The organism is Pseudomonas sp. Pmew2, from assembly GCF_058129885.1.
The window spans coordinates 1,285,560-1,307,326 of the sequence record NZ_CM176702.1 but is presented as its reverse complement, the minus strand read 5'-3'; the positions used below and the strand labels follow the sequence as shown (position 1 = coordinate 1,307,326).

At 56.8% G+C, this 21,767-nt stretch carries 20 protein-coding genes, 2 pseudogenes and 1 other annotated feature; of the genes and pseudogenes, 9 read left to right on the top strand and 13 right to left on the bottom strand.

The window, feature by feature from the left end:
- The first annotated feature begins 198 nt into the window (after positions 1–198).
- Positions 199–1,421 (top strand): IS3-like element IS51 family transposase gene (locus AC4ANK_RS06025; protein ID WP_095178853.1). Its coding sequence is split into 2 segments (ribosomal slippage): positions 199–484 and positions 484–1,421, totalling 1,224 coding nucleotides; the frame shifts between segments, so codons are not numbered across the junction.
- Positions 477–593: a sequence feature (AL1L pseudoknot), on the top strand. Its footprint overlaps the gene before it by 117 nt.
- A 46-nt stretch (positions 1,422–1,467) precedes the next feature.
- Here AC4ANK_RS06025 and AC4ANK_RS06020 read toward each other — a convergent pair.
- The 7 genes and pseudogenes from AC4ANK_RS06020 to AC4ANK_RS05990 form a co-directional block, all read right to left on the bottom strand.
- Positions 1,468–2,556 carry an RHS repeat-associated core domain-containing protein gene (locus AC4ANK_RS06020; RefSeq protein WP_223227200.1) on the bottom strand — a complete coding sequence of 363 codons (1,089 nt, stop codon included), beginning with the start codon at positions 2,554–2,556 and terminating at the stop codon, positions 1,468–1,470.
- A gap of 296 nt (positions 2,557–2,852) precedes the next feature.
- Positions 2,853–3,023, bottom strand: a pseudogene (locus AC4ANK_RS06015) (glycine/betaine ABC transporter ATP-binding protein); the annotation flags it as partial.
- Between the two features lie 123 nt (positions 3,024–3,146).
- Entirely contained in the window at positions 3,147–3,290 is a 144-nt protein-coding gene (locus AC4ANK_RS06010) for a hypothetical protein (RefSeq protein ID WP_223216187.1), read from the bottom strand.
- A gap of 283 nt (positions 3,291–3,573) precedes the next feature.
- Entirely contained in the window at positions 3,574–4,743 is a 1,170-nt protein-coding gene (locus AC4ANK_RS06005; RefSeq protein ID WP_002555209.1) for an osmoprotectant ABC transporter ATP-binding protein OsmV, read from the bottom strand.
- A complete protein-coding gene (locus tag AC4ANK_RS06000; RefSeq protein ID WP_002555210.1) occupies positions 4,740–5,393 on the bottom strand; it encodes an ABC transporter permease in 654 nt (217 codons plus the stop codon). The genes AC4ANK_RS06005 and AC4ANK_RS06000 overlap by 4 nt, the downstream gene beginning before the upstream one ends.
- A 13-nt stretch (positions 5,394–5,406) precedes the next feature.
- Entirely contained in the window at positions 5,407–6,300 is an 894-nt protein-coding gene (locus AC4ANK_RS05995; RefSeq protein WP_002555211.1) for a glycine betaine ABC transporter substrate-binding protein, read from the bottom strand.
- 14 nt (positions 6,301–6,314) lie between these two features.
- Entirely contained in the window at positions 6,315–7,028 is a 714-nt protein-coding gene (locus AC4ANK_RS05990) for an ABC transporter permease (RefSeq protein WP_002555212.1), read from the bottom strand.
- Between the two features lie 344 nt (positions 7,029–7,372).
- On the opposite strand from AC4ANK_RS05990, the gene AC4ANK_RS05985 reads away from it, so the two are divergent.
- Entirely contained in the window at positions 7,373–8,956 is a 1,584-nt protein-coding gene (locus AC4ANK_RS05985; RefSeq protein ID WP_002555213.1) for a peptide chain release factor 3, read from the top strand.
- A 256-nt stretch (positions 8,957–9,212) separates the two neighbouring features.
- Positions 9,213–9,455, top strand: a complete 243-nt coding sequence (locus AC4ANK_RS05980; RefSeq protein ID WP_002555214.1) for a PA4570 family protein — start codon at positions 9,213–9,215, stop codon at positions 9,453–9,455.
- A 79-nt stretch (positions 9,456–9,534) separates the two neighbouring features.
- Here AC4ANK_RS05980 and bamJ read toward each other — a convergent pair whose 3' ends face one another.
- Entirely contained in the window at positions 9,535–10,152 is a 618-nt protein-coding gene (bamJ, locus tag AC4ANK_RS05975) for a BamJ family beta-barrel-assembly machinery protein (RefSeq protein ID WP_002555215.1), read from the bottom strand.
- 194 nt (positions 10,153–10,346) lie between these two features.
- On the opposite strand from bamJ, the gene AC4ANK_RS05970 reads away from it, so the two are divergent.
- Positions 10,347–11,096 (top strand): IS5 family transposase, encoded by a 750-nt coding sequence (locus tag AC4ANK_RS05970; protein WP_460382697.1) that lies wholly within the window; start codon positions 10,347–10,349, stop codon positions 11,094–11,096.
- Positions 11,097–11,163: 67 nt separating this feature from the next.
- On the opposite strand, the gene AC4ANK_RS05965 is transcribed toward AC4ANK_RS05970, so the two are convergent.
- The 4 genes from AC4ANK_RS05965 to AC4ANK_RS05950 form a co-directional block, all read right to left on the bottom strand.
- Positions 11,164–11,472, bottom strand: coding sequence for a DUF6482 family protein (locus AC4ANK_RS05965; protein ID WP_460383413.1), 309 nt, complete (start codon positions 11,470–11,472; stop codon positions 11,164–11,166).
- 108 nt (positions 11,473–11,580) lie between these two features.
- The gene (locus AC4ANK_RS05960; RefSeq protein ID WP_002555217.1) at positions 11,581–12,069 is read right to left on the bottom strand and encodes a TIGR00645 family protein; all 489 of its coding nucleotides are present in this window, start codon (positions 12,067–12,069) and stop codon (positions 11,581–11,583) included.
- Positions 12,070–12,202: 133 nt separating this feature from the next.
- Positions 12,203–12,532, bottom strand: coding sequence for a PA4575 family protein (locus AC4ANK_RS05955; RefSeq protein WP_002555218.1), 330 nt, complete (start codon positions 12,530–12,532; stop codon positions 12,203–12,205).
- 185 nt (positions 12,533–12,717) lie between these two features.
- A complete protein-coding gene (locus AC4ANK_RS05950; RefSeq protein ID WP_005733673.1) occupies positions 12,718–15,153 on the bottom strand; it encodes a Lon protease family protein in 2,436 nt (811 codons plus the stop codon).
- 275 nt (positions 15,154–15,428) lie between these two features.
- Here AC4ANK_RS05950 and AC4ANK_RS05945 point away from each other — a divergent pair, with 275 nt between their 5' ends.
- The 4 genes from AC4ANK_RS05945 to AC4ANK_RS05930 all read left to right on the top strand — a co-directional run bounded on the left by AC4ANK_RS05945 (position 15,429) and on the right by AC4ANK_RS05930 (position 18,900).
- Entirely contained in the window at positions 15,429–15,917 is a 489-nt protein-coding gene (locus AC4ANK_RS05945; protein ID WP_002555221.1) for a DUF3015 domain-containing protein, read from the top strand.
- A 72-nt stretch (positions 15,918–15,989) separates the two neighbouring features.
- Complete coding sequence (locus AC4ANK_RS05940) at positions 15,990–17,843, top strand: Lnb N-terminal periplasmic domain-containing protein (protein WP_002555222.1); 1,854 nt, start codon at positions 15,990–15,992, stop codon at positions 17,841–17,843.
- Positions 17,844–17,978: 135 nt separating this feature from the next.
- Positions 17,979–18,332: a hypothetical protein gene (locus tag AC4ANK_RS05935; protein ID WP_002555223.1), complete on the top strand. Its 354-nt coding sequence runs from the start codon at positions 17,979–17,981 to the stop codon at positions 18,330–18,332.
- A 70-nt stretch (positions 18,333–18,402) separates the two neighbouring features.
- Positions 18,403–18,900, top strand: coding sequence for a GreA/GreB family elongation factor (locus AC4ANK_RS05930; protein ID WP_004655509.1), 498 nt, complete (start codon positions 18,403–18,405; stop codon positions 18,898–18,900).
- 66 nt (positions 18,901–18,966) lie between these two features.
- On the opposite strand, the gene ettA is transcribed toward AC4ANK_RS05930, so the two are convergent.
- Complete coding sequence (ettA, locus tag AC4ANK_RS05925; RefSeq protein ID WP_002555225.1) at positions 18,967–20,658, bottom strand: energy-dependent translational throttle protein EttA; 1,692 nt, start codon at positions 20,656–20,658, stop codon at positions 18,967–18,969.
- Between the two features lie 193 nt (positions 20,659–20,851).
- Here ettA and AC4ANK_RS05920 point away from each other — a divergent pair.
- Positions 20,852–21,679: pseudogene (locus AC4ANK_RS05920) on the top strand (site-specific integrase); the annotation flags it as partial.
- Positions 21,680–21,767: the final 88 nt, after the last annotated feature.

Here is a 21,767-nt window from a genome sequence, read left to right as displayed (position 1 = left end):
ACAAAAAATGTCGCGTTTTTGCACAGAGCGCTTGAGTTGCCTTCCCAAGGACCTGTTTAACCGACCTGCATGACAGGCAGATGTTCCTCACGGCGCGATAAACCGGTAAAGCCTTTTCGCTTGCAAGGGTCTATCAAGAAATCAGTAGTGAACCGCCCCGGGTTTCTCGGAGACTCCAACCTTTGAGAGGATGGAGCGATGAAAAAACTACCGAAGTATTCCCCAGAGGTCCGTGAGCGGGCCATCAGGATGGTTTTCGAACACCTTCCTGAGTACGAGTCGCAGTGGGCCACCATCAGTGCCATTGCCCCCAAGATCGGCTGCACGCCCGAGACATTACGGCTGTGGGTTCGCCAATCTGAGCGCAACAGCGGCCAGCGTGATGGGCTGAGCACAGTCGAACGTGAGCGAGTCAAGCTCTTGGAGCGTGAGAACCGTCAGTTGCGTCAAGCTAACGAGATCTTGCGTAAGGCCTCAGCCTATTTTGCCCAGGCGGAGCTCGACCGCCCATTCAAACGATGAAGACGTTTATTGATGAAAACCGCCAGTCTTACGGGGTCGAGCCGATTTGCAAGGTGTTGCCAATCGCCCCGTCGACGTACTACCGGTACGCTGCTCAGCAGGCTGACCCCAGCCAGCAGTCAGCGCGTGCGCAGCGTGACCAGGAACTGGGTGAGCACATCCAGCGAGTCTGGGATGAGCACTTCCAGGTATATGGCGTGCGCAAGGTCTGGCGACAATTGCTGCGTGACGGACTGCAAGTCGCCCGCTGTACGGTGCAACGTCTGATGGGAGAGCTGGGCCTGCAAGGCGTGGTACGCGGCAAGCCCGTCAAGACGACGGTCAGCGACCAAGCCAGGCCGTGCCCGCAGGATCATGTCAACCGTCAGTTTGTGGCTGAGTGCCCGAACGCCCTATGGGTATCGGACTTTACCTACGTCAGTACCTGGCAGGGTTTTGTTTACGTGGCCTTCATCATTGATGTCTTTGCCCGATTCATCGTCGGTTGGAAGGTGTCCAGTTCAGCGCGTACCGATTTTGTACTCGATGCACTGGAGCAAGCCCTTTACGCCCGTCGCCCAGTCAAGCAGGGTGGACTCATTCACCACAGTGACCGTGGCGTGCAGTACGTGTCCATTCGCTATACCGAGCGTCTTGTCGAAGCCGGTATTGAGCCATCGGTCGGGAGTGTCGGTGACTCTTACGACAATGCTTTGGCTGAGACCATCAATGGTCTTTACAAGGCTGAAGTGATTCATCGACGCTCTTGGCCCACACGGGGGGCGGTGGAGCTGGAAACCCTGAAATGGGTGGACTGGTTCAATCACCGCCGCCTGCTGGAGCCAATCGGTCATATTCCACCGGTCGAAGCAGAAGCAATCTATTATCAGCAACTCACCGAGTCTGCCCAGGTGGCATGACTCAAACAAAAGGGTCTCCGAGAAACCCGGGGCGGTTCAGTAGCGCTCAGACTCCACCGCCACTCATCGCCAGAACTTGCGCAACCTGAAGCCGAATTTCAGCGTTTTCTGGAGGTGTTTGATAGCCGACTCTCTGAAGAGGCGATTTCCCGGACCATATCCGACTTGTGGTCCATACAAATCGAGGCTCTCTTATCAGATTGGCCTGCACATAGGAAAACGGAATACCTTGGCGACTTAGGAACATCGGCGCAATACCCGTCACCTCACCGTGATGGATTTCGTCGAGCTTTTTCAACCACGGTTGAAAAGCCAGGTCGGGGATATTCAGTCCATTGAACTGACGCGCTGAAGCAGCCATCACCACGCTTTCGAAGTCCTTGGAAGTGCGTGCCAGGTTTGCGGCGTCAGAACCGGGCAAAGCACCCGCAATCGTTTCTTTTATGTGCGGTGGCATGTCGGCAAGAACGGCATCTGGTTTGCGAAAAATACCCTTGGACGGCTTATTTCTGATCGCAGGCACTCCGCGCTTTCTGGAACCTCCTAACGCTTGGCTCGCTATACTTCTCATCAGCCGCGTACCTGGTGCCCGGTGGAGTAACTTACTAATGGCGACAAACATATGCCCGCCAGGGTCGCTCCGGTTCACCGGGTCACCCGCACAATAGCCATAGGCATTAAGCCCGCCTTCGCCAAAAGGGCTGAAGCTATCGGGGCTGTTGAAGCGCATCAAGACCGGATTGTAGGCCCGGTAACCGTTGCCAAACAGGTAGTGACCGGTAACTGTGTCAATCTGCTCTCCATTGAAGCCCGGTACCTCTGGGTTTCTCGCAGCTTTTTCACTGTAACCATAAGGTGTGTAGGCAATAGCCGTTCTCTGCTCGATACCGCCCGCATGCAATACATTTTGTTGCTGATCTGCAGCATCCAAAACAACAAGGCGCTTTCCATTGGCAAGGGTCTGCTGCGCCAGAGGCATTCCTCTCACGCGAAAAAGTGTGCGCTGCTCGCCATCAAGCACTTCGGTTGTCAACTGCTGGCCGCCATAGAACCGCTGCCTCATCGCCTGAGCCAGAGGAGTCAGACTCGCAAGGCGATCCAAAGGGTCATACCTGTATCGACAAAGCTCGTTCATCATCAGTACCTCGCTGCGCTTCGGCCAGAAGAAACTAAATCAACCGCTGCCCAAAGTGCTACTGACAGAAATGCCAGTAGCCTGCACAGGCAGAAACGCAGCGAGAGCAGCACGAACTTTACGTCAACGACCTCCATTCATCCGGGATCACTGACGGTAAGGCGTGCCCTTCCAGCTTGAACAAACGGAGAGGCAGGATCAGTAGCAAGAAATTTGATGAAGACGGCCACTGCAACGTGGAGAAACGGGTGGCAACGGCTACCGCCAGTCACGAAGACTGGCGGTAATGCCAAAAATCAGGAAGCAACCTGATCCGCAGGCGAAACAATACTGGTCTTCATCCCACGCGAACGGCCCGAACTCAGGTAAGCCGCAATGGACTCTTGCGTCACTTCACCCAGGAACACGTTCTCGGCGTCCAGCACAGGCAGCCAGGCGCGGTTGAACTCGTACATGCGCGACAACAGCGCGAATCTTCACTCTTCAGATTGCCTGAACAGCCCACATAAAAAAGCCCTGACCTGATTAAGAAAGGGCTTGAAATGAAGCCGTTTATGACGCCTACGGCCAGCGAAGAAAATGCCGTGCCTTTAATTACCCAAATCGTTCTCGTAGTCGGTTAAAAATTCGTCCCAGCTTATTTCATCGTTACCATCTGAGTTGATCTTGGCAAGTAAGGCCTTAAAGTCTTCTGGGGTAAGGTATTTCTCCATCGTTGAACTAAACTCTGCCACTGTTACCTTTTTGTCGCCATTCGTATCGTACCTGTCAAAGTCTTCGCGCGCGCGCTAACTGCTTTTCCGTCAGCTTAGTCATTGCCCATTCCTCCAATCAACATGAATTAGCACATGCAGCAACATCATTGAAAACTTACTGCGTCAAGCAACGATACGCTCACAGCCACTGCACGACTACTGACAGACCTGATAGTTGACATTACCGGTGAGGCCTGAAGGGATGACACTGTCCAATCAAGCTAGCCCAGGCCATTGCAGCACTGGACTAGCTTTTTTCAAATTAAACCTGTGCGTCTGCCGCAGCCGTTTCAGCCGGCGAAACAATACTGGTCTTCATACCACGCGAACGGCCCGAGCTCAGGTAAGCCGCAATGGACTCTTGCGTCACTTCACCCAGGAACACGTTCTCGGCGTCCAGCACCGGCAGCCAGGCGCGGTTGAACTCGTACATGCGCGACAGCAGGATGCGCAAGTGCTCGTCGTAAGCGGCGGTTGCGTTGAACTCACGCAGGAACTGCGCGCACGTGCCCTGCTGGCGATGCAGGTCACGGCGACGTACGTAGCCCATTGCCTTGTTCTCGCTGTCTGTGACAACGATGTAGCGACGGTCATTTTCGTCCATCACGTCCAGCGCATCGGCCACCGGGGTTTCCGGGCTGACCGACGGCGCGTTGTCGGCTGCATCTTCGGCCTTGACCAGCAGCAGGCGCTTGAGGGTGCTGTCCTGGCCGACGAAGCTGCTGACGAAGTCGTCAGCCGGATGTGCGAGCAAGGTGTCCGGGTGATCGATCTGCAGCAGTTTACCGCCACGGAAGATGGCGATCTTGTCGCCCAGCTTGATGGCTTCATCAATGTCGTGGCTGACCATGATCACGGTCTTGTTCAGCGCGCGCTGCATCTCGAAGAACTCGTTCTGGATCATCTCGCGGTTGATCGGGTCGACCGCACCGAACGGTTCGTCCATCAACAGCAAGGGTGCTTCTGCAGCCAGTGCACGGATCACGCCGATACGCTGTTGCTGACCACCGGACAATTCACGCGGGTAGCGATGCAGGTACTGCTTGGGCTCCAGCTTGATCATGCTCATCAGTTCACGGGCACGGTCATGGCAACGCTGCTTGTCCCAGCCGAGCAGCTTGGGCACCACCACGATGTTTTCTTCGATGGTCATGTTCGGGAACAGACCGATCTGCTGAATCACGTAGCCGATGTTGCGACGCAGGGTCACTTCGTCCAGATCAGTGGTGTCTTCACCATTGATCAGCACTTTGCCGGAGGTCGGCATGATCAGGCGGTTGATCATTTTCAGCGTGGTGCTCTTGCCGCAGCCCGAAGGGCCAAGGAAGACGCAGATTTCGCCTTCGTTGACCGTGAGGCTGACCGAATCGACAGCCTTCACTTCTTTGCCGTTGCTCTGGAAAGTCTTGGAGAGGTTCTGGAGTTCGATCATTTCAGTAATCCTTTTGGAGTCAGCGTGCGTTGCAGCCATTGCAGGAGAAGGTCGGCGATGATGGCCAGAATGCTGACCAGTACCGCGCCGACGATCAGCATCGACATATTGCTGCGGCTGATTGAAGCGAGAATGAGTACACCCAGACCACCGGCACCGATGGTCGCGGCGATGGTCATGACACCGATATTCATCACCACGGCGGTGCGCACACCGGCGAGGATTACGGGTACGGCGATAGGCAGTTCAACCATGCGCAGGCGCTGGCCGAAGGTCATGCCGATGCCTTTGGCGGCCTCGCGGATACCCGGTTCTACGCCAGTCAGGGCCAGGTAGGTGTTACGCATGATCGGCAGCAGCGAATAGAGAAACACTGCGGTAATAGCCGGCATCGGGCCAAGGCCCTGGCCGAATTTGGAGTAGAACGGCAGCAACAGGCCGAACAAGGCAATCGATGGCACGGTCAGCAGCACGGTGGCGCTGGCTTGCAGCGGGCCGGCAAGTGCCGGAAAACGGGTCATCAGTACGCCCAGCGGGACGCCGACCAGAATGGCCAGGGTCACGGCAATGCCGACCAGGGTGATGTGCTGCGTGGTCAGATGCAGCACCTGAGCCCAGTCGATCTGGGAGAAAACGTTGAAAAAACTCATGTCGTCTCCGTCCTTAGTTAAGTGGGTGCTGACGCAGGAAATCTGCGGCAACTTTGGATGGACTCTCGTGACCAACATCAATGCGGGCGTTGAGGTCGATCATGGTCTGGGTGTCCAGCAGATCAGCCAAAGGCTTGAGCAACGGGGCAATATCCGGGTGCTTGTCCAAGTAATCCTGACGGATCACCGGCGCGGCGGTGTAGTCCGGGAAGTAACGTTTGTCGTCTTCCAGCACCTTGAGCTTGAAGGCGTTCAAGCGACCGTCAGTGGTGTACACCAGGCCCGCAAACACCTGGCCGTTCCGAAGCGCGGTGTAAACCAGCCCCGCGTCCATCTGGCGGGTGTTCTCACGACCGAGATTCATGTCGTAATGCTTGACCATGCCGAGCAGACCGTCGGAACGGTTGGCGAACTCAGTGTCCAGCGCTACGAGATGCCCCTCTTTGGCTTCGTCTTTGAGGACTTTGGTCAGGTCGGTCATGGTGTTGACCTGTGGGTACTTGTCAGCGATTTTCTGCGGCAACGCCAAGGCATAGGTGTTGCTAAATTTCGACGGGGAAAGCCAGACCAAGCCTTTTTTCGCGTCGAGTTCTTTCACCCGAGCGTAGGTTTGTTCGCTGTCGAGCTTTTCATCAACGTGGTTGTAATTCACCAGCGATACGCCGGTGTACTCCCAGATCAGATCCAGTTGAGCACTTTCCTGCGCGCTACGCGCCAGGCTGCTGCCCAGGCCGCCGGTGACTTGAACGTCATAACCCTTTGTACGCAGGTATTGCGCAGTGAGTTCAGACAGGATGGTTTGCTCGGTGAACACACGAGCGCCGACGCGCAACAACGGCTTTTCCGCTGCCTGGGCAAATGCCGGAAACAGCAAGGCAAAGCCTAAAAACAAGCATATTCTTTTCATGATAATTCCTTCGCTCAGCGAGCCAGACCGCGTTCCAGCCATAGACGACTCGCCAGTATCACCAGCCCGTCAAGCAGCAGCGCCAGCAGAGCGGTACACGCCGCACCCAGCACCAGTTGCGGCTGGTTGTTCAAGGCGATGCCGGGGAAAATCAGGCTGCCCAGGCTGTTGGCACCGATGAGGAACGCCAATGGCGCGGTCCCGACATTGATCGCCAGCGCGACACGCACACCACCGATGATGATCGGCACGGCGTTAGGCAACTCGACACGCCACAGCACCTGACGCGGGGTCATGCCGATGCCGACCGCAGCTTCCTTGAGTGAACCCTGAACGTTTTTCAGGCCTTCATAGGTGTTACGCACGATGGGCAGCAAAGAGGCGAGGAACAGCGCGAAGATCGCAGGCCCGCTGCCGATCCCGAGTATCCCGAGGGCAATGGCCAGAACGGCGAGAGGAGGAACGGTGTTGCCAATGTTGAAGATCTGCATGAAACGTTCGGCGCGGCCAACCATGCTCGGTCGGCTGAGGGCGATGCCTGCGGGGATACCGACCACCAGGGCCGCCAACATTGAAACCAGAACCAGAATCAGGTGAGCCTGAAGGTAGAACAGCAGGTCATCCTGGTATTGCTTGATAGTACTGATGCCGATCCAGTGGATCAGCAGGGCCAGGAGTGCGATCACAACCGCACCTCCCAATAGCCCCTTGCCATAGCGATTAGCCACAGGCGGACTCCTTATTTCAGTCGGCGAACGCGTTGACCAGGGCGTCCGCAAAGGACACCGGCAATAACGTTCGCGAAGAGCAGCGGGTGGGTCGCCGGTAAGGGTTTAACCTCGGCGAAAACACAAGCCATAAGCGCAGCTTCGTCAAGCCAACATGCTGATGAATCAGCCCCTTGCGTTGGCTTCGTTGCGAGCCTTGACGGGGGAGTGGACGTCTCCACGACCTGAAAGGTTCCCACACGAGACATTATCTGGCCATCGTTTATTGTCTGAACGGTTCGGTTATTGCCGCGAGTTGAGCTATAATCTGCGCCCTTTTTCAATACCGTCTCAGGCGATTTCCCATGACCCAACAGGCCGCCGAAGTCGCGAAACGCCGCACTTTCGCCATTATTTCCCACCCGGATGCGGGTAAAACCACCATCACGGAAAAACTCCTGCTGATGGGCAAGGCCATTTCTATCGCCGGTACGGTCAAGTCGCGTAAATCCGACCGTCATGCCACATCCGACTGGATGGAAATGGAGAAACAACGCGGTATTTCCATCACCACATCCGTGATGCAGTTTCCGTATCGCGAGCACATGATCAACCTGCTCGACACACCGGGTCACGAAGACTTCTCCGAAGACACCTACCGCACCTTGACAGCCGTTGACTCGGCGCTGATGGTCCTCGACGGCGGTAAAGGCGTCGAGCCACGCACCATTGCGCTGATGGATGTCTGCCGCCTGCGCGACACGCCTATCGTCAGTTTCATCAACAAGCTCGACCGCGACATCCGCGACCCTATCGAGCTGCTTGATGAAATCGAAGCCGTACTCAAGATCAAGGCTGCGCCGATCACCTGGCCGATTGGTTGCTACCGGGACTTCAAGGGTGTCTATCACCTGGCCGACGACTACATCATTGTGTATACAGCAGGTCATGGCCACGAGCGTACGGAAACCAAAATCATCGAGAAGCTCGATTCGGACGAAGCCCGCGCCCATCTGGGTGACGAGTACGACCGCTTTGTCGAGCAACTGGAACTGGTGCAGGGTGCCTGCCACGAGTTCAACCAGCAGGAATTCATCGACGGCCAGCTGACCCCGGTGTTTTTCGGCACCGCGCTGGGCAACTTCGGCGTCGACCATGTACTCGATGCCGTGGTGAACTGGGCTCCCAAGCCACTGGCACGCGTGGCCAACGAGCGCACCGTCGAACCGGCCGAAGAGAAATTCAGCGGTTTCGTGTTCAAGATCCAGGCGAACATGGACCCCAAGCACCGCGACCGTATCGCGTTCATGCGTATCTGTTCTGGCCGTTACGACAAGGGAATGAAAATGCGCCACGTGCGCCTGGGCAAGGACGTGCGGATCGGTGATGCGCTGACGTTCTTCTCGTCGGAGCGTGAGCAACTGGAAGAAGCCTATGCCGGTGACATCATCGGTTTGCACAACCACGGCACCATCCAGATCGGCGACACCTTCACCGAAGGCGAAGCACTGGGCTTCACCGGTATTCCGCACTTCGCACCGGAGTTGTTCCGCCGCGTGCGCCTGAAGGACCCGCTCAAATCCAAGCAACTGCGTCAGGGCCTTCAGCAGCTGGCCGAAGAAGGCGCCACGCAGGTGTTCTTCCCGCAGCGCAGCAACGACATCATCCTCGGCGCCGTCGGTGTGCTGCAGTTCGATGTGGTCGCCAGCCGTCTGAAGGAAGAATACAAGGTCGAGTGCGCCTACGAGCCGATCACCGTGTGGTCTGCCCGCTGGATCGACTGCGCCGACAAGAAGAAGCTCGAAGAGTTTGAGAACAAGGCTGTGGAAAACCTGGCAGTGGACGGCGGCGGTCACCTGACCTACCTCGCCCCTACCCGCGTGAACCTGGCACTGATGGAAGAACGCTGGCCCGACGTGAAATTCCGCGCCACCCGCGAGCATCACTGATAATCCAGACTATCGTGCGACGCAGAGCGTGGGGAACGGCATTCCCACGCTGGAGCGTGAGGGACGATAAGCTTAATGGCGACTATCGTGCGACGCTCTGCGTCGCATGCCGTTCTGGACGCTCTGCGTCCAACCCTTCCTGAACATCCACTGACCTGGATCAACCATTCAGCGCAAAATGAGAATTAATCTCAATAGAGCCTTGCTATTATCCCAATAAGAATTATTCTCATCTGACTTGCACAGGAGATGAGACATGACCTATTTGATCGATGCATGGCTGGACAGGCCCCACCCTTACCTGAGAATTCTCCACCGCGAGACGGGGGAAGTGTGTGCCGTACTGGAAGAGGAAGCGCTGGAGGAGTTACGCGATCAGGGCGATCTGGATGTGTGCAGTTTGAGTTCCAGCGAGCCATTGGTGCTCAAGGAACTGGTGAGAAACCTGTTTCTGTTCTGCTATGCGCGGGCGTTGCGCCCGATGGGTGAGTTGCACTGAGCATGGAGCATCAGCACAACCCCGCCGCTGAACGAATCAGCGCGATTCGTTCAGCGACCCTCTGGATCGACTGGGTCGATTACAGAACGTCGAGCAGTTCCACGTCAAACACCAGCACGCTGTGCGGTGCGATGCTGCCTACGCCCTGAGCGCCGTAAGCCAGCTCGCTCGGTACGTGCAGACGCCATTTGCTGCCAGCGTTCATCAGTTGCAGCGCCTCGGTCCAGCCAGCAATCACGCCGCTGACCGGAAATTCCGCAGGCTCGCCACGATCATAGGAGCTGTCAAAGACGTTACCGTCGATCAGCGTACCGTGATAGTGCACGCGCACCTGATCTTCACGGGTTGGCTTGGCCCCAGCGCCAGCGGTCAGCACTTCGAATTGCAGACCCGAGGCCAGCGTGGTCACGCCTTCGCGCTTGGCATTTTCAGCCAGGTAAGCCTTGCCGGCACCCGCAGCCTGTTCAGCCTTGGCGGCCGCTTCGGCCTGCATGATTTCACGGATGACCTTGAAGCTGGCGGACATCTCTTCCTGACCCACACGGCTTGGCTGACCGCCAAATGCATCACGCAGGCCTGCCACGATGGCTTCCAGGTTGACACCCGGTGGCGGGTTGTCGCGCAACTGATCGCCCAACTGACGGCCAATGCCGTAGCTGACGCGGGTTTCGTCGGTGGACAGATTGACTTCGGACATGACACTGCTCCGCAGAGGGGCACGCAGTCGGTATCGCGCAAAACCTGAACGGCAATCACGCTATACGCTGATGCGCCCCGAACCAAAAGGCCGAGCAGCCTAGGGTCTGTTCCCGTTTCGACGTAACCCATTGATCTCTATGAGAACAGGCCCGTATTGTTGGAGTTCTCACACAACACCAATACGAGCCTGCAATGCCCCGATTAATGCTCAGTGATGAGCACTGGCCGAAGCTTCGAGAAATTTTGCTGCACGAATCGATCTACAACAAGCGAGATTTGCGCACCACGGTTGAAGGCATGCTGTACCGCATGCGTGTGGGTTGCCCTTGGCGAGACCTGCCGAAAGCGTTTGGAAACTGGAGCAAGGTCTACAAGCGGTTCAATGCCTGGTCTGCTTCAGGCAAGTGGGTCAAGGTGCTTGAGGTGCTGATGACCGATCCTGACATGGAGTGGGTTTTCATTGATGGCAGCTATGTAAAGGCTCATCAGCACAGTGCAGGTGCTGCCAGCACGCAGGACCAGGCCATCGGAAAAAGCCGAGCCGGTAACACCAGCAAGATTCACCTGGCTGTAGACGCTTGTGGGCTGCCCATTGCATTTGACGTGACCGGAGGCCAGACCAATGATTGTTCGCAGGCGGCCTCGTTGATTGCCAAGATGCCCAATGCAGAAGTGATCATTGCGGACAAGGGCTACGACACTGAAGCGATACGCGCTCAGGTCGAGCAGCAAGGCAGCAAAGTGGTGATTCCACGAAAGCGCAATTCTCTGAAAGGGAACGCAGATCTGGACAAAGGGTTATATCGCAATCGACATCTCGTAGAAAACGCCTTTGCCCGGTTGAAGCATTTCCGGGCGGCGGCTTCTCGGTTCGACAAACTCAAGAGAAACTATGAAAGCGTCATAGCAATGGCCTGCGCTTTTCTGTGGCTGCCAATGTGAAACGGGAACAGACCCTAGCACAATTGCCGCTACAGCCCCTACCGCAGCAGCAATACGCGGCTGGCGATCAGGACCAGGAGGAATGAAACGAGATCGGCAGGCGCATTTCAGAGCGGTCATGGACCGGCATGCCGCACAGCTCGTCATGGACCACACAATGGACCAGGTAAAAAGGCAGCACCGGTATGTCCTTGAGCAAATCCCGCGCATGCTCCACCGAGCGAAGATGCAGGGTCTTGCCTGCCGGGTCCTTGAGCATCACCGAAGTGCCATTCATGCGCACATCCAGCAGATAGATGCCGCCTTCGATGGAGATCAGGTTCAGCTCATCGACCCGCCCGGCCTGGGCGTGTTCGATAAATTCCTGATAATTCATGATCGAACCTCCTGCGCAAATGCCTGATGCATCGGAACGGACGTTTTACAACACACAGCGCCGACATGCCAGAAACGATAACGCCCGCCCCTTTCATCGCGCGTCGCCTTAGTGCTTGGTGACCTTGTCCAGATAGCCCATCGCAAACGCGGATATCACGAAGGTCATGTGGATAATCACGTACCACATCAGGTATTCAGGCTTGATGTTGGTGGCATCCATGAATACCCGCAGCAGGTGGATGGAGGAGATTGCCACAATGGAGGCCGCCACTTTCATCTTCAGCGAAGACGAATCCATGGTGCCCAGCCAGTTGAGCTTTTCCTTGTCCTCATCGATGTCCAGCTGCGATACGAAGTTCTCGTAGCCGGAAATCATCACCATCACCAGCAAACCACCCACCAGCGCCATGTCGATCAGCGACAGCAGCACCAGAATCAGATCAGCTTCGGCCAGCGAGAAAATGTTGGGGATGACGTGAAAGATTTCCTGGAAGAATTTCACACACAACGCCAGCAGCCCAAGGGAAAGACCGAAATAGATCGGCGCCAGCAGCCAGCGCGATGCGTACATGGCATTTTCAAAAAAACGTTCCATTGATACTCGCAAGGTGTTTTGAAGGAGCGGGCGAGTATATCAGCGGTAACGCGCTGCTCTGGAGATGCGACAAAATATCGCACAGCGCACATATATGCACTGTCAGGAGACCGGCATGCGTAGCGCAGACTGGCTAGAAAAGCGATGAGCGCTCACACACCATCATGCCACTGTTGATGCGTCGCAGTTCGGCTTGAATATGCAAGGTCCATATCGGTACATCATCGGCGCATTGATAACCATGCAGCGATAGGCTCTCGATAATGCTCGTCAATACCGCCTGCGCCGCTGGCAGGCCGTTGAACGGTCCTTGGGATTTGATCGCAGAGGGCTGTTCTTCAGCCATGCCGGCTGCGAAGAGCACCATCCATTGTCCACCATCGTGGGGAAGAGGCCGAATGACACATTCGATGCGGGTCATCAGCCCCATGCATTCTCGGGTAAGGCAAAGGCTACGCTGCATGATGCGCTCCTGATCAGCAACAGTATTCATCCGTCTGGCAAAGCAGGATGTGCGCCAATCCGATTGGCCACTGCGGTCATGATCAAGATTAGAAGAAAACCGTCCCGCGGGAAATATCCCTGATGAACGGATCGCTGGTGAACGCAATACCGGGCGGCGTCAGCACCGCCCGGCTAGCGCCGTTGTCAGACCTTCAGTTCAGGTTGTAACTGGGCTGGCTCCTTCTCCAGCTCTTCCTTGAGGTCTTCGTCGCTGAGCATTTCCGCGATGTCGCGCAAGCGCTCGACCACACGTGCATTCACGCTGCCTTCCGGAAACTCGCCATTCTCGTCAGGCGCACCGGCAGGCTCGCCGACCAGCAGGCTCAAGGCCTCATCGGCCTGACGTACCGCATAGATATGGAATTGCCCGTCACGCACGGCCTGTACCACACGCTCATCCAGCATCAGCGTGGTGACGTTGGCGTGCGGAATGATAGCGCCCTGCTCGCCCGTCAGCCCACGAGCCTCACAAAGACGGAAGAAGCCTTCGATTTTCTCGTTGACCCCGCCCACCGCCTGCACTTCGCCGAACTGGTTGATGGAACCGGTGATTGCGAAGCACTGCTTGAGCGGTGTGCGCGACAACGCTGAAATCAGCGTACAGGCCTCGCCCAGCGACGCACTGTCGCCGTCCACGTAACCGTAGGATTGCTCAAGCGCAATACTGGCTGATATCGCCAGCGGGAATTCCTGAGCGTAACGGCTACCCAGGTAACCGGTGAGAATCATCACGCCCTTGGAGTGGATCGGCTGGCCAAGATTGACCTCGCGCTCGATGTCGACAATCCCGCTGCCACCCGGATAGACCGTGGCGGAAATACGCGCAGGCACGCCAAACGCCGAATCACCGACTTCCAGAACCGTCAAGCCGTTGCATTTGCCGACCGCGGCACCGTCAGTGTCGATGAGGATCACACCCGCCATCATGTCATCGAGAATCCGCGCGGAAACCCGCCCAGTGCGCGTGGCCTTGGCCTTCAACGCTCGCTCGATATGCCCGGCGTCGGTCTTGTCGTCACTGGCCAGCTGGCGGATGAAGTCTGCCTCGCTGACCAACTGGAACAGATCGCCGATACGCGCCGACAAACGCCCCTGGTGTTCAGCCAGTCGAGCGCTGTAGGTTGCCAGTCGCGCCACCGCATCGGCGGTCAAAGGTGCCATGCCCTCTTCTGACGTTCGGGTTTTCAGCAACTGAGCGAATTGCTCGAGCGTTTCATCGACCATCGGAATTTCTTCGTCGAAATCGACCAGTACCCGAAACATTTCCTGAAAGTCAGGATCGAGGTCTTGCAGGGTGTAATACAGCGAGCGCGAACCAATGATGATGATCTTGACGTTCCACGGAATAACCTGCGGCGTCAGGCTCACGGTTGCCACGCGCCCCAGCTCGCCCAGCGGTGATTCCATCTTCAGCTTGCGCGACTGCAAGGTGCGCTTCAGCGCGTCCCAGACGAACGGCTCGCCGAGCATTTTTTCGGCTTCCAGAATCAGAAAGCCGCCATTGGCGCGATGCAGCGCACCGGGCCGCAACTGGCGATACGTGGTGTACAGCGCGCCCTGATCAGTGCTGTATTCAATACGCCCGAACAGGTTGTCATACGTAGGATGCTGCTCGAAAACCACCGGCGCGCCGCCGTCGCGGGTATTGCCGACCACCAGGCTCGGGCTGTACTGCTCTTCCAGTAACTTGCGTGCCTGAGCGTCGGTCTTGGCATCGTCGACCAGTTGCTCGACCAAGGTCTTGAGCAGGTACACCTGCATCGCTTGAAGGTACGCACAGACCGCAGCGTTCTCGGCGTATTTTTCCGAGAGCGGTGCCAACAGTGGCTGCAAGGTCAGCGTGATGGTTTCTTCGTTCAACTGACGAAGCTGGTTGTTCGACTCACGCTTCCACTGCGGCAGGCTGGCCAGCTCTTCGTTGAGGCGTTCCTCAAGGGCGGAGATATCTTCGTGAAAACGCTCCCGATCAGCCTCGGGCAACTGCGAAAACTCGGCCTCGTCCAGCGCCTTGCCATCGGCCATCGGCGTGAAGGCGATGTTGGAGCTGTCGCGATACAGCGCGATGTCCTTTTCCAGCGACAGGCGCTCGATCACATCCAGTGCGCGGTCGTAGCGCTGATTGAACGCACGGTCGATCGAGCTTTTCTTCTGCTGATAGGACGGGTGCTCGAAAACCGCCGGAAAGGTCACCAACAGGTTATCGATCAGGCCACCGATGTCGGCCGTGAATTCATGCGCAGTGCCCGGTGGCAGTTCCAGCGCCTTGGGCTCGCGGGGCTCATCGAAATTATTGACGTAAACCCAGTCCGAAGGCGTCTTCATCCGCTTGCCTTCAGCCTTGAGGTAGCGTTTGACGAACGAAAAGCGGCCAGTGCCGGGTTCACCCATGACAAATACGTTGTAACCGGGGCGCGGCATGGCAACGCCGAACTGCAAGGCCTCTACGGCACGCTCCTGGCCTAGTACACCGCGAAAGGGTTCAAGCTCGTTAGTGGTCGCAAAGCTGAACTGCTCAGCGGAAAACGGACGGGTCAGCGCATGTGGCGCCAGGCGTAGGTTGGCTGCGACAGAATCGGGCATCAGTAATCCTTACATCAGGCGGGGCAGATGTCGGCATTCTGGCGCTCGCCGTACAAGACTTGCAAGGCAGGAAAAACCGAAAGGCGGCTACAGGCTCAAAGCAATTGCCCGCGGCCCGGAAAATTTCTATTTTCGGCAATAATCTGTAATAGCTCACGGAACCCTTGGAACCCGCCTAAGCTCCAAACTGCACAGGTGGTTGCTGGTTGGCCGTCTGTCTTGATGTGACTACTCAAGAAACTCGACCCTTGGCTGAACTAAAAAGAGAAAAAGCTATGAAACGGATTCTTCTTGGAACGCTCTTCGCCGCTGTATCCATCAACGCTATGGCTCAAGCGCCAGGCGGTCCGGACTGCGGCTGGGGCAACATGCTGTTTGAAGGTCAACGCGGCACTCCAGCTCACTTCCTGGCCTCAACCACCAACGGCACCTCGGGTAACGCCACCTTCGGCATGACCTCCGGTACCAACGGCTGCTCGACCAACGGCGCACTGACTTACGGCGGTAAATCCTGGCTTGCCATGAACGGCATGATGGATGAACTTTCCAAGGACATGGCGATGGGTCAGGGCGAAGCACTGACTACCTACGCTGTGGTATTGGGCGTTGCACCAGAAGATCGTGAGCACTTCGCTGCGGTCACTCACGAGCACTTCTCGCAAATCTTCAGCAAGGCCGACGCCACCGCTGAAGACGTTCACACCAACACCGTCAACGTTCTGAAAAACGATCCGACTCTGGCCAAGTACGCTACCCAGGCTTAAAGTCGTTCGCCCGCCTTTTCATCGCAAAAGGCGGGATCACCTTTCCTGACTTCTCTTGACTAGTTGCCCTCTATGCTCAAACGTCTTGTCTCGCTGGCGCTGTTTGTCTGTGCCCCCTTGTCTGCGGCACCTCATGCTACCGCTGACCGTTTGCAGCAATTGGCCAATGAGCCGTTCTGGATTTCACTGGGTCACTACGAGGCAGGCAAGCTCGGCGGTTGGCGCAGCTATGTGACAGACCCGAAATTCTTTCTCGCTGCGGACGGTGCACACGACCCGAAGGCGGAATTGAGCGCGACACTTGACGCCATATACGCCCCCGTAACCAACGAACAGACCCACGCCCAGTGTATATACCCAGCACGCACCCGCTGGCTGCGCGACCAGTTGCAACTGACTGACCTGCCGACGCCGGACTGCAAAGAGTTCAAGGCTTGGTACAAGGATGTGGCACCGGACAGCACCGTACTGATTTTTCCGGCCGCGTACCTCAATAGCCCCTCGTCGATGTTCGGCCACACGTTACTGCGCATCGATCCGGCCAGCGCGAAAACCAACAACACCACGTTACTCAGCTATGCGATCAACTTCGGTGCCTACATTGAAGGCATGGACAACAGCATTCTGTATGCCTGGAAAGGCTTGGCTGGCGGCTACCCTGGATTGTTTGCGCTGGTGCCCTATCAGGAAAAGCTCTCGGAATACCGCAGCCTGGAAAACCGTGACCTGTGGGAATACCGTCTGAACCTTACCCCGGAAGAAACCGGGCGCATGGTTGAACATGTCTGGGAATTGAAACAGATTCGCTTCAGCTATTTCTTCTTCGACGAAAACTGCTCGTACCGTCTGCTGGAATTGCTGCAGGTCGCACGACCCGGGCTGAATCTCACCGAGCAATTCGGCCTGACTGCGATCCCGACCGATACGGTCAAGGCGATCAAAGCCGCAGGGCTGGTTGAAAAGATCGACTATCGCCCTTCTCGCGAGCGGGAATTGCTGAGCCGCGCCGAGCCCCTTGATGCCGACGAACAACAGTGGGTGCTGAAAGTCAGCGCCGATCAGAAACAACTGCAAAACAGCGAGTACCTCGCCCAGCCGAAAGAACGACGCGCGTTGATTCAGGACGCGGCCTACCGTCTGGAGCGCTACCGCGCCAACGGGCTTGAACGCGACACGCAGCGCTCGCAACGCAGTTTCGAGTTGCTGCAGGCGATCAATCAGAACCCGCCGCCACAGCTGGACATCCCGCGCCCCGGCCTGCCGGAAGAAGGCCACGAATCACGTACCTGGCAACTGGGTGCGGGCACACGCGGTGACAAAGCGTTCGCCGAATATGGCCTGCGCATGGCCTATCACGACCTGAACGACAACGCTTACGGCTTTCCGCTGGGTGCGCAGATCGAGATTCTTCAGCTCAAGGTGCGCCAATACGAAGGTAACGACTGGCAAGTTCAGCAGTTGGACCTGGCCACCATTCGCTCCCTGACCCCGCGTACCGAGCTGCTGAAACCCTGGTCATGGCAAGTCACCGGCGGGCTGGAACGGGTACTTGGCAAACATGGCGATGAAAACCTTGTCAGCCACGTCAACGGTGGTGGTGGCGGTACCTGGCAATTGGGCGACGAAGTGCTGGGCTTTGCGCTGGGCACCGTGCGCGTCGAGCACAACAACGACTTCGCCGAATTCATCTCTCCCGCTGCTGGTTTCAACACTGGCTTACTGTGGCGCAACCCGCTGGGCAACCTGAGCCTGGAAGCCAAGGGCGACTACTTCACCAACGGCGAAGTACGCCGCAGCGTCAGCCTCAATCAGCAGTGGGAGCTGTCGCGCAACCTCGGCCTGCGCCTGAGTGCCCAACGCGAGTTCAGCCAGATGAGCTCGCCGCAGAACGAAGTGATGCTTGAGGTGAAGTGGTATCACTACTGACAGGATGAGTGCAAAAACTGCGGGCGGCGCTGGCTCAAAATAAAGGCACGCTGCCATCACTTATTCCCTACATCGCTTTTACAAATAACTCACAAATTACCTTCTAGACTCCTCTCATAAGTAGAGGGAACCACCATGAAGCGGTATTGGGTGTTGTTGTCGCTGGCCATCGTGCTGGCAGGTTGTCAGTCCACCCGTGACCAGATGTTGGCCGAGGGTTATCCGCCGGGTTTTGCAGACGGTTATCAGGATGGTTGCAGCAGTGGCAGGGACGCAGCAGGTGCCAGCACCGGTCAATTCAGAAAAAACGTACCCCGCTATCTGAAGGACAAGCTCTACGCCCAAGGCTGGACTGACGGTTTTCGCCAGTGTCAGGCCTCGCAGGATAACCGCGACCGACTCGACCCCGGCCAGGTCTTCAACGATCGTGATCGTGCCTGGGAGCGGGAAAAGACCCGCAGTGCAGCCAAGGCCTATCGCCCAAACTGACGCACGCGGGAAGATCGACGAAACCAATGATGCCCTCTTGTGGCCCAAAGCTCATTAGGGAGGACACCTCATGAGCCGCGCATTTGTAAACGAAGACAACGCTGCCGCCGATGCCGAGCAACCGGTAGAGCGGCTGGTCAGCGCACAGACCAATTACGTCACCGCCGAGGGCCTGAAGTTGCTCAAGAAGCACGTCAGCAGCCTGCAGGCGCAGCACAGTGCGCAAACTGCATTGGGAGACGCCGCCGATAAACAGCGCCAGGCTGACCTTGAACGCGACCTGCGTTACTACACCCAGCGCCTGCAAAGTGCGCAGGTTGTAACGACGGCCGTGTCGACCGAAAAGGTACAAATTGGCAGTTGGGTCACGTTCGCGGATGAAGAAGACAACCGCCAGCGCGTGCATCTGGTCGGGGAGGATCAGGCGGATGCCGCCAAAGGGCTGATCAACTGGGGCTCGCCACTGGGACGTGCATTGATCGGTGCGCAGAAAGGCGATGAAGTGGTGTGGGAGCGGCCGGCGGGAAATCAGTCGATTGAAATACTGCTGATCGAGCCGGATGCTTAAAGCGTGCTGATGAACAATAACGGCAGCGCCGTTCCCGATCAGGAACGGCGCGTGCCTAAACGCTGATCAGGCCAGCTTCTTGTGACGCACACGATGCGGCTGGGCAGCGGCTTCGCCCAGACGTTTCTTGCGATCCGCTTCATACTCGGTGTAGTTACCCTCGAAGAAGATCGCTTGCGAATCGTCTTCGTACGCCAGGATATGCGTCGCCACACGGTCAAGGAACCACCGATCGTGGGAGATCACAATGGCGGCACCCGGGAAGTCCAGCAGCGCTTCCTCCAGCGAACGAAGGGTTTCAACGTCAAGGTCGTTTGACGGTTCGTCGAGCAGCAGCACGTTGCCGCCCTCTTTCAGGGTCAGCGCCAGATGCAGACGGCCACGCTCACCACCGGACAGGTCCTTGACGAACTTCTGCTGATCGCCACCCTTGAAGTTGAAGCGGCCAACGTAGGTGCGCGACGGGATCTCATAGTTGCCGATACGGATCACATCGGAACCATCGGACACCGCCTGAAACACCGATTTGCTGCCGTCCAGGTCATCACGGCTCTGGTCCACGCAGGCCAGCTGTACGGTTTCACCGACTTCGATGCTGCCCGAATCCGGCTGTTCCTTGCCCATCAGCATACGGAACAGGGTCGATTTACCGGCACCGTTACCACCGATCACGCCAACGATGGCGCCTTTAGGCATGGAGAACGACAGGTTGTCGATCAACACACGGTCGCCGTAGCCCTTGGTAACGTTCTTGAACTCGATGACCTTGTCGCCCAGACGCGGACCGGCCGGGATATAGATCTCGTTGGTCTCGCTGCGCTTCTGGAATTCCTGCGACTGCATTTCTTCGAAGCGTTGCAGACGCGCCTTGGATTTGGACTGACGCGCCTTGGCGCCCTTGCGGACCCATTCCAGCTCGTCTTTCATGGCCTTTTCGTGGGCGGTCTGTTGCTTGGACTCCTGAGCCAGACGGTCGGACTTGGCTTCAAGCCAGCCGGAATAATTACCCTCGTAAGGAATACCCGCACCGCGGTCGAGTTCCAGAATCCAGCCGGCTACGTTATCCAGGAAGTAACGGTCGTGCGTGATCGCAACCACGGTGCCCGGGAAGTCGTGCAGGAAATGCTCCAGCCAGGCGACAGAGTCGGCATCCAGGTGGTTGGTCGGTTCGTCGAGCAGCAGCATGTCTGGTGCCGAGAGCAACAGGCGGCACAGCGCAACACGGCGTTTTTCACCACCCGACAGGACCGAAACCTTCGCATCCCAGGCGGGCAGACGCAGTGCGTCGGCGGCTACTTCCAGCTGGCGTTCCAGGTTATGACCGTCGCTGGCCTGCAGGATCGCTTCAAGCTTGGCCTGCTCGGCTGCCAGCTTGTCGAAATCAGCGTCCGGCTCGGCATATTCGGCGTAAACCTGATCAAGACGCGCCTGGGCGTCCTTGATGACGCTGACCGCCTCTTCAACCACTTCACGGACCGTCTTGTTCGGGTCAAGTTGTGGCTCTTGCGGCAGATAACCCACATTAAGCTCGGGCATCGGACGTGCTTCGCCGTCAAACTCGGTGTCGACGCCAGCCATGATTTTCAACAGCGTGGACTTGCCCGAACCGTTGAGACCCAACACGCCGATCTTGGCGCCGGGGAAGAAAGACAGAGAGATGTTTTTCAGGATTTCACGCTTCGGCGGCACAACTTTGCTCAGCCGATGCATGGTGTAGACGTAAGAGCCTGTTTTGCCTGCTTTGTCACTTTTTGACATGGTTTGATTCGCCTTTAATCCTGTTTTTCAGTGCTTTAATGGTAGCGATAACGCTTAAATCCGGGGGAAGTGAAACGTTAGGTTTTGCGCTGACCAGCCTATATCCCTGACCATACCAAAAAAGTCAGGTTTGCGTTGACCTCACTCCATTCATGTCTACACTTAGAAAAGCTACGTTTTATGAGGGAGCGACATGGGTTTCCAGGTCATAGAGCAGGTGGTGAATGCTGCGCGAAGAAAGCTGCTGGTGCAAGACTACATCCCGGTCTACTACCCAAACTTATACGTCACCATGGAGCACTCTGGCAGAGCCCTCGATACGACCAAGAAGTACCTTGAGCATCTGGCCGTGCTTGAGGAGTTTCTGTTTTTTTCCTCCATTGATCTGATTTGTCACCTCGAACAGCGCCCTCATAGCCAATACCTGACAGACAATGAGCTTTCTAGGTTTGTGTCGGACGCAGGGTTTAGCAAAGAAACCTTGGCCATGAAGTATGCGGGGATACGTTTACATCCGACTGCATACAAATCCGTTGGCAAAGTCCATGCGCAGCAGCGAATTGAAGCGGTACGCGACTATCTGGCCTTCCTCTATGACAAGTTGGGTGATCACTCAACACGATATGAGGCAGTTGACGATCTGAAGAAGCGCATCAACCGCAAGATCAAAGCGGCCAGACCTGCGTGGAAAAAAATGCGAACGGACAAGATGAAGGGGCTTACGAGCAAGGAGCGAACTCGATTGCTGGAAATCATGCATCCGGATAGCGCCGAGAACCCCTTTTCAGATGAAGCCATCAGGCGGCGTAACTACATCATTTTGCTGCTGGGTCTCGACATGGGGCTGCGCCGCTCCGAGATGCTGCTGATCAAGACCAGCGATATTCACTGGCACAGTCGTCAACTAGCGATTGTTAACCTGGAGGATGAGAGCCTAGATCCACGAACGATGGCCCCGCAATTCAAAACCAACGAGCGCATGCTGGTGATGACCGATGACCTGTATGATGTTGCCGCTGACCGAAAACTGACCCAGTAGAGGCTGTTCTGCCGACTGAAAACTGACCCAGGTGTTCAACTGCTTCTGCTCACTTTTTGAGCAGGAGAAC

Excerpts from the sequence above, each read along its gene's own strand:
- AC4ANK_RS05985 (WP_002555213.1), top strand. The coding sequence starts at position 7,373 with ATGACCCAACAGGCCGCCGAAGTCGCGAAACGCCGCACTTTCGCCATT.
- AC4ANK_RS05950 (WP_005733673.1), bottom strand. The coding sequence starts at position 15,153 with ATGCCCGATTCTGTCGCAGCCAACCTACGCCTGGCGCCACATGCGCTG.
- AC4ANK_RS05930 (WP_004655509.1), top strand. The coding sequence starts at position 18,403 with ATGAGCCGCGCATTTGTAAACGAAGACAACGCTGCCGCCGATGCCGAG.
- AC4ANK_RS05940 (WP_002555222.1), top strand. The coding sequence starts at position 15,990 with ATGCTCAAACGTCTTGTCTCGCTGGCGCTGTTTGTCTGTGCCCCCTTG.
- AC4ANK_RS05945 (WP_002555221.1), top strand. The coding sequence starts at position 15,429 with ATGAAACGGATTCTTCTTGGAACGCTCTTCGCCGCTGTATCCATCAAC.
- AC4ANK_RS05995 (WP_002555211.1), bottom strand. The coding sequence starts at position 6,300 with ATGAAAAGAATATGCTTGTTTTTAGGCTTTGCCTTGCTGTTTCCGGCA.
- AC4ANK_RS06000 (WP_002555210.1), bottom strand. The coding sequence starts at position 5,393 with ATGAGTTTTTTCAACGTTTTCTCCCAGATCGACTGGGCTCAGGTGCTG.
- bamJ (WP_002555215.1), bottom strand. The coding sequence starts at position 10,152 with ATGTCCGAAGTCAATCTGTCCACCGACGAAACCCGCGTCAGCTACGGC.
- ettA (WP_002555225.1), bottom strand. The coding sequence starts at position 20,658 with ATGTCAAAAAGTGACAAAGCAGGCAAAACAGGCTCTTACGTCTACACC.
- AC4ANK_RS06020 (WP_223227200.1), bottom strand. The coding sequence starts at position 2,556 with ATGAACGAGCTTTGTCGATACAGGTATGACCCTTTGGATCGCCTTGCG.
- AC4ANK_RS05935 (WP_002555223.1), top strand. The coding sequence starts at position 17,979 with ATGAAGCGGTATTGGGTGTTGTTGTCGCTGGCCATCGTGCTGGCAGGT.
- AC4ANK_RS05980 (WP_002555214.1), top strand. The coding sequence starts at position 9,213 with ATGACCTATTTGATCGATGCATGGCTGGACAGGCCCCACCCTTACCTG.
- AC4ANK_RS06005 (WP_002555209.1), bottom strand. The coding sequence starts at position 4,743 with ATGATCGAACTCCAGAACCTCTCCAAGACTTTCCAGAGCAACGGCAAA.
- AC4ANK_RS05955 (WP_002555218.1), bottom strand. The coding sequence starts at position 12,532 with ATGCAGCGTAGCCTTTGCCTTACCCGAGAATGCATGGGGCTGATGACC.
- AC4ANK_RS05960 (WP_002555217.1), bottom strand. The coding sequence starts at position 12,069 with ATGGAACGTTTTTTTGAAAATGCCATGTACGCATCGCGCTGGCTGCTG.
- AC4ANK_RS05970 (WP_460382697.1), top strand. The coding sequence starts at position 10,347 with ATGCCCCGATTAATGCTCAGTGATGAGCACTGGCCGAAGCTTCGAGAA.
- AC4ANK_RS05965 (WP_460383413.1), bottom strand. The coding sequence starts at position 11,472 with ATGAATTATCAGGAATTTATCGAACACGCCCAGGCCGGGCGGGTCGAT.